Raw genomic sequence first — 6749 nt, 5'->3', positions numbered from 1 at the left:
GTAGAAATCCTATATTTTTATTCTTATGACCTCACCAAATTGTCACGTCCCGCAAGGGGCGTGTGAGTAGAAATTGTTTTAATGATTGCTTTTACAAGTTCCTCGGCGTCACGTCCCGCAAGGGGCGTGTGAGTAGAAATCATTGTATCCCATTGGAACACTATAAACGGAAGGGTCACGTCCCGCAAGGGGCGTGTGAGTAGAAATTGTGCCAAAAGCATTTAAACAGCAATATCAGAGGGTCACGTCCCGCAAGGGGCGTGTGAGTAGAAATTGAAACAGAGCTATGGCCGGGGGCGTATGAAGAAATGTCACGTCCCGCAAGGGGCGTGTGAGTAGAAATGAGACAGATATTCGGGTGTAAGTGTGGACACTTTGTCACGTCCCGCAAGGGGCGTGTGAGTAGAAATAAGTTTATGTAATCGATAACGCTCAAGTTCTGTTGTCACGTCCCGCAAGGGGCGTGTGAGTAGAAATTTTGAATTTTGGTTGAAAATAAACCTCGCACCCGTCACGTCCCGCAAGGGGCGTGTGAGTAGAAATTACCGAAAACATTCAAGGCTTTCTCTCTTAGTTGTCACGTCCCGCAAGGGGCGTGTGAGTAGAAATTAATATTGAGTTCATCATCTTCTACTGTCACAAGGTCACGTCCCGCAAGGGGCGTGTGAGTAGAAATACTGGATATGAGGGTGGCGGCTCTAGCGGAATTGGTCACGTCCCGCAAGGGGCGTGTGAGTAGAAATAGGATTGAAGCGATACAATTTAGACGGAAATAGGTCACGTCCCGCAAGGGGCGTGTGAGTAGAAATAACATTGAAAACGATATTCAGGTTCATACGGTTAGTCACGTCCCGCAAGGGGCGTGTGAGTAGAAATTTACAGGGTCTGGTGATAGAAGCCATACACGTAAGTCACGTCCCGCAAGGGGCGTGTGAGTAGAAATGAAAACGGAAAGTACTATATCCAGAACGGGGTAACGTCACGTCCCGCAAGGGGCGTGTGAGTAGAAATTACCTGGAAGCTAGGGTATCAGAGCAGGTCCGGAGCGTCACGTCCCGCAAGGGGCGTGTGAGTAGAAATTAGCAGCCGGGACTCTGACGCTGAAAGCAGGCGTTACGTCACGTCCCGCAAGGGGCGTGTGAGTAGAAATTTCCGATCCAGACGGTGATATCCGCTCCGGAGGAACGTCACGTCCCGCAAGGGGCGTGTGAGTAGAAATTGTTTTGTTGCTACGTCTGATTTTGGTACAAGAATTTAATGACTGGTTTGATTTTTCATTTCCGGAGGTTGACAAAAAAGCATATGCAAGACATACCAATCAGCTTATGAAAACAGATGTGAAGGAAAAAGAAAATGGTTATGAAGTAGAGATTGATCTTCCGGGATTTAAGAAAGAAGATATCAAAGCAGAATTGAAGGAAGGATACCTGACCATCAGTGCCACAAGAAATGCAAGCAATGAGGAGAAAAAGGAAGGTAAATATATCCGTCAGGAACGCTTCCAGGGAAATGTAAGCAGAAGCTTTTATGTAGGAAAAGGCCTTACCCAGAACGATATTCATGCTAAATTTGAAAATGGTATTCTTACATTAGACATTCCTAAGGTAAATGAGAAGCAGGTGGAAGAAAACCGTTATGTTACAATTGAAGGATAACCTGTAGGAATTCCCCGGAATGATTTCCGGGGAATTTTATATCAGTGGAAACTGACTCCTATGCCATAGATCGGGAGGTGAAAAAATTGGGAGCAAAAAGAGATTGCTATGAGATTCTGGGAGTAGATAAACATGCAGATGAAAATACCATAAAGAAAGCATATCGGAAATTGGCGAAAAAGTATCATCCGGATACCAATGCAGGCAATTCGCAGGCTGAGCAGAAATTCAAGGAGATTACGGAAGCCTATGCCATCCTAAGTGATCCCGAAAAAAGGAAAATGTATGACCAGTTTGGCTATGGAGCTTTTGACGGCAGTAGCTGGGGAAGCGGAAATCATTCTGGCGGTACACAAGGAGGCGCTGCTGGTGGATACCAGGAATTTCATTTTGAAAATGGGAATATGGATGATATTTTTGAAGATATATTTGGAAGCTTTTTCCATGGAAAAAAAGACAGCTTTAATAAGGGCTCATTTTACAGTGACCATTTTGGAGGCTATCAAAGCGGTTTTGGAAGAGAAGCTTTTCCGGAAAAGGGTGCGGATCTGAGAGCGGAAACCAGTATCAGCTTTGACGAAGCTGTTTTTGGATGTGACAAAATCATTCGATTTCAGGATCCAAACCGCCCCGATGGAAAAGAACAGACCCTTCAGGTTCATATTCCCGCAGGAATTGATACGGGAAAGAGTATACGTCTGAAAGGAAAGGGAATGCCTGGAAGCGGAGGCGGAGAGCCAGGGGATCTTCTGTTGAAAGTCAAAGTAGGAGAAAAGAGAGGATTTGAGCGTAAGGGCAAGGATATATATTCTGTCGTTCAGATTCCATTTACAACAGCAGTGTTTGGCGGAGAAGCACTGGTGCAGACTTTGTACGGCAATGTAATGTGTAAAATAAAAGAAGGTACTCAGTCGGGAACGAAAATCCGGCTCCGGGGAAAAGGTGTTGTATCTCTTGGAAATCCGCAGGTACACGGAGATCACTATGTGACAGTACAGATTCAGGTGCCTACAAATTTAAGTGCAGATGCTAAAGAAAAATCAAAAGAATTTGAAAAGGCGGCAGGCTTAAGTCATAATGGACATGGGAGAAAGAGTGTCGCGTGAAAATAGAGAAAAAAGTCCCACAGCTTTTGTTGTGGGATTTTTACTGTGGATCTGCCAGTTTTTGCCCATGGAATTCATTATGATCTGCGTGGTATAATAACTAAAATATAGGATGACATTAGTGGGCTGCAAGGCTTAGGAAAAAAAGGAAGGAGAAGGGCTGGTCAATGATAGAAATAACAAAAGAAAACTTCCGGCCAGGGCAGATCTGTGCATCAGGCCAGTGTTTCCGAATGAATCCGGTGGGGGAGAATCTATACGCTTTAATTGCCGGTGGACATTATCTGGAAATAGAGGAAAGGGAAGACAAAAGATTCATCTTTTCCTGCGATGAGGAAGAATTTGAATGCTTTTGGAGAGAGTATTTTGACTTAGATAAGGATTATCATAGCTGTATGGAAGCGATTGATCCTGGGGATGCATATCTTTTAAAGGCAGCCTATTTTGGTTCTGGTATTCGGATTTTAAGACAGGATTTGTGGGAAATGATTGTATCCTTTATTGTTTCACAGCAAAATCATATCCGCCGCATCAAAAAGATTCTTGAGCTTCTTTCAAAGAGATATGGGAAACGCTGTCATACAGAAGAAGGAAAGATATATTATTGTTTTCCAGGACCGGAGGAGCTTTTGGGCATAGAGGAAGAGGAGTTTAGGGATTGCGGACTTGGCTATAGGAGCAGATACATAAAAAATACGGTGAACAGTGTCCTGTCCGGTGAAGTGGATCTGGAAAAGATAAAAGAAATGCCTTATATGGATGCCAGGGCGGAATTAATGAAACTTAGCGGAGTTGGAGGAAAGGTGGTAGACTGTATTTGTCTTTTTGCCCTTCATCACCTGGAGACTTTTCCTGTGGATACGCATATTCAAAAAGTTCTTAAGCATCAGTACCCTCAGGGCTTTCCTTTTGAGAAATATGAAGGGAGTCAGGGTGTATTGCAGCAGTATATTTTTTATTATGATCTGCATTATCCTGAAAATTCATAAGGCTTGGACTGCCTTTTGCAGGATCAGGCCGCACATTCTTGTGACTGTCTGCTAAAAAGCAAGCGGAACAGGAATCTTACAAGAGGGCCGCAGAAAAAGATCTGCCAGCAAAGTGCCATTGGGAAATTGACGGCTGCCGTTTGAAGCCATACGGCTATGAACTGTGTTCCGGCATGCTTGAAAATTAAAGTTGCCCACAAGCTCATGGAGGGGCACATAAAACATACAGTTACGCCGGCTCGTACGAGAGTGACCAGCACTGGATGATCTTTTTGAGGATCCACTATGCGAAAAGCTACACTGCAGGCAATTTTGTCCATGAGAAAATAGCTGGTTGCAAAGCACAAAGGAATCATAAAAGGAAGTTCCGACAGTGCATGGATAAAGCAGGAATTAGACATGCCTCCCTGAAGGAGAGCGGTATTATAAATTTCCATCGCAAGTACCATAAAGAAAGACATCAGTAAAGTAAAAATGATTTCCTGAAAACGATTTTTTGGCATATGCATAACCTCACATTCTATTGTTTTTTTATTTAATAGGAAATTTCTTTCCTATTAAATAAAACGCTCCGCGGGATGCGCGCTCGCGAGAAGTGGAAGTTGCCGCTAAAGCGACCGCGCTCGGCGCGAGAGTTCCGCAAGGGAACTCTTTGTTCTTGCAAAAAAATAAACGAGCAGGCTGTCAACTGGACTTACGTGACATGCACTGCTCGCTTAAGCGGTTTGATTATAACATTTGTTTTTTGGATTTGCAAGTAAAAATCCGTGGGATGATATGTAAGGTTACAGGGGCAGAACGCCTCTATTTTGTGATCGGAATACCCTTTGTAATGCGGCGGATGATTTTCCAGATTACTACAATGGGGATTCCCAGCGTGATGACAACTGTCGTCAGAAGTCCGGTACATCCTCCTATAATTACAAGCAGCATCATTCCTATATTTCCGATATCCATTTTAGACCACTCCTTTGCCTTTTCAACGATGTACAACCCTTATTTTAATTCTTGGGCCCGGCAAAGGAAAGAGATCTCGAGATTCTTTAGCAAAATTTTAACAATCCTCCTCCTTCATGCGGTATCCTACGCCTACTTCTGTAAAGATGTATTCCGGCTGCGCCGGATTTTTTTCGATTTTTCGGCGAATATTAGCCATATTTACCCTGAGGATCTTGTTGTCCTCATCAGCGTATGGTCCCCACACATCATGGAGAAGAGTGGAGTAGGTAATGACCTTGCCTGAATTTTGAGCCAGGAGCGCCACTATTTTATATTCGACAGGGGTGAGATGAACTAATTCCCCGGAAATAGTAAGGCTTCTCTTGTCAAAATCGAGTACCAGGTCACGGCAGTGATAGGTATGAATATTGGCGGACGACGCAGCCAGAGGGCGGCTGCTGTGACGGAGGCTTGTTCGGATTCTTGCGAGAAGCTCGGAGGTTCCGAAGGGTTTTGTAATATAATCGTCTGCGCCGTTGTCCAGAGCCAGTACCTTTTCTTTTTCTGTTGTTCGGGCAGAGATTACAATGATCGGACAGCTTGTCCAGCTTCGGACAGAGCGGATGATGGACTGTCCGTCTATATCAGGCAGGCCAAGATCGAGCAGAATCAGATCGGGACAGTTGGAACTGATCAGCTGGAGTCCTTCTTTTCCGGTACTTGCTGTTACAGTTTTGTACCCGTGATTTTTTAACACTTTGCTCATAAAGGCCAGGATATTTTTCTCATCTTCAATAAAAAGGACGGTTATTTTTTGCTGCATCTTAATTTTCCTCCGAATTTGGTAAGGTGAATGTGAATACTGCGCCGTGTTCATGGTTTCGGGCTGTGATTTCTCCGCCATGGGCTTCTACAATTGTCCGGCATATAGAAAGTCCGATTCCCATGCCTTTGTGAATATCACTGCTGTCACCGGATGAGTAGGTACCGAGGAACAAACTGTCGATCCGGTTTTCATCAATTCCCCGCCCGAAATCTTTCACTTCAAAGGTGGTAAAGAGGTCGGATTGACTGATAGTAAGGACAGTAGGAAGATGACTGTCAGAATGAACGACTGCATTTTCCAGAAGATTGATCAATACCTGTTCAATTAGGGTTGCGTCCATGGGAATCATCAGGAAGTCATCCGGCACATGGACTTCAAAACGGGCGTCGGGAATCCTTTTCTGCAGCCTTAATACGGCTTCTGATACAACTTCTTCTACAACTTCAGGAGACTTATGTACCTTTCGGTCATTGGTCTGGATACGGGTAACGCTTAACAGATTTTCTACCATATTAAGGAGCCAGTGGGAGTCATCATTAATATTCTGGAGCAGTTCTCTTTTCTCCTGAGAAGAGAGAGAATCCTCGGCGTCCAGATAAGAAGCAGAGGCTCCGATAATCCCGGTAAGCGGTGTTCTTAGATCATGGGAGACAGCGCGGAGAAGGTTAGCTCTTAGTTTTTCACGTTCCGCTTCTTCCATTTCTTTTTCCCTTTCAGCGTTAATGGCAATCTGCTTTTTCAGTCTGCTGGTGACTGTGGTGGTCAGTAAGGTAATGACAAGCATTCCGATAAAGGTAATAGGATAACCGGTCAATGTGAAATTGAGGTCAAAATAAGGATAGGTAAAAAAATAATTGATGCAGACGACAGAAAACAGAGCGGTGAAGATACCATATCGATAACCGCTGGTGCAAAGAGAAATGATGATCAGTGCCAGTATATAGATCAGAGCAATATTGGCAGAATTTTCCGGGACAAAACGAAAGAATAAAAAGGAAAGCATTGTTGCAGGAATCAGTATAAGACATGTAATCATCCAGTTGTTGGAAAGTATCTTCTTCACCTTTTAACCTCCTTTTGCAATCGCATTGCTGTCCAAGATAAGAAAAATGTAACATACAACAAAGGAAAAGTAAAGGTTGACAGGCTATAGGAATTTCTATATAATAAGCCAAGCGATAAGGGAGTAGTTGGCGCATATAAGCGCAGTATTGTCAACATACTGATGTGAGAA

7 protein-coding genes and 1 CRISPR repeat array are annotated in these 6749 nt (G+C 43.9%); of the genes, 3 read left to right on the top strand and 4 right to left on the bottom strand.

Translation table 11 applies throughout. The annotated features are described in order from the left end of the window. Positions 1-41: 41 nt before the first annotated feature. Positions 42-1219: direct repeats of the CRISPR family, unit length 33 nt; unit sequence GTCACGTCCCGCAAGGGGCGTGTGAGTAGAAAT. 22 nt (positions 1220-1241) lie between these two features. The 3 genes from WJ238_RS04540 to WJ238_RS04530 all read left to right on the top strand — a co-directional run bounded on the left by WJ238_RS04540 (position 1242) and on the right by WJ238_RS04530 (position 3750). Then, a complete protein-coding gene (locus WJ238_RS04540) occupies positions 1242-1655 on the top strand; it encodes an Hsp20/alpha crystallin family protein (RefSeq protein ID WP_337606276.1) in 414 nt (137 codons plus the stop codon). A gap of 86 nt (positions 1656-1741) precedes the next feature. After that, positions 1742-2761 (top strand): DnaJ C-terminal domain-containing protein, encoded by a 1020-nt coding sequence (locus tag WJ238_RS04535; protein ID WP_337606274.1) that lies wholly within the window; start codon positions 1742-1744, stop codon positions 2759-2761. A 167-nt stretch (positions 2762-2928) separates the two neighbouring features. Continuing rightward, complete coding sequence (locus WJ238_RS04530) at positions 2929-3750, top strand: DNA-3-methyladenine glycosylase family protein (RefSeq protein WP_337606272.1); 822 nt, start codon at positions 2929-2931, stop codon at positions 3748-3750. A 23-nt stretch (positions 3751-3773) separates the two neighbouring features. Here WJ238_RS04530 and WJ238_RS04525 read toward each other — a convergent pair whose 3' ends face one another. The 4 genes from WJ238_RS04525 to WJ238_RS04510 all read right to left on the bottom strand — a co-directional run bounded on the left by WJ238_RS04525 (position 3774) and on the right by WJ238_RS04510 (position 6578). Further along, the gene (locus tag WJ238_RS04525; protein WP_337606271.1) at positions 3774-4253 is read right to left on the bottom strand and encodes a DUF2798 domain-containing protein; all 480 of its coding nucleotides are present in this window, start codon (positions 4251-4253) and stop codon (positions 3774-3776) included. Positions 4254-4554: 301 nt separating this feature from the next. Further along, positions 4555-4707: a hypothetical protein gene (locus WJ238_RS04520; RefSeq protein WP_230105693.1), complete on the bottom strand. Its 153-nt coding sequence runs from the start codon at positions 4705-4707 to the stop codon at positions 4555-4557. Positions 4708-4804: 97 nt separating this feature from the next. Then, positions 4805-5512: a response regulator gene (locus WJ238_RS04515; RefSeq protein WP_230105694.1), complete on the bottom strand. Its 708-nt coding sequence runs from the start codon at positions 5510-5512 to the stop codon at positions 4805-4807. A gap of 1 nt (position 5513) precedes the next feature. After that, the gene (locus WJ238_RS04510) at positions 5514-6578 is read right to left on the bottom strand and encodes a sensor histidine kinase (RefSeq protein ID WP_316264968.1); all 1065 of its coding nucleotides are present in this window, start codon (positions 6576-6578) and stop codon (positions 5514-5516) included. Positions 6579-6749 lie beyond the last annotated feature (171 nt).

The sequence above is a fragment of the Claveliimonas sp. genome (assembly GCF_037273965.1).
GTDB lineage: Bacteria > Bacillota > Clostridia > Lachnospirales > Lachnospiraceae > Claveliimonas > Claveliimonas bilis.
The sequence above is the reverse complement of the archived record's forward strand: the minus strand, read 5'-3'. Positions and strand labels throughout refer to the sequence as shown.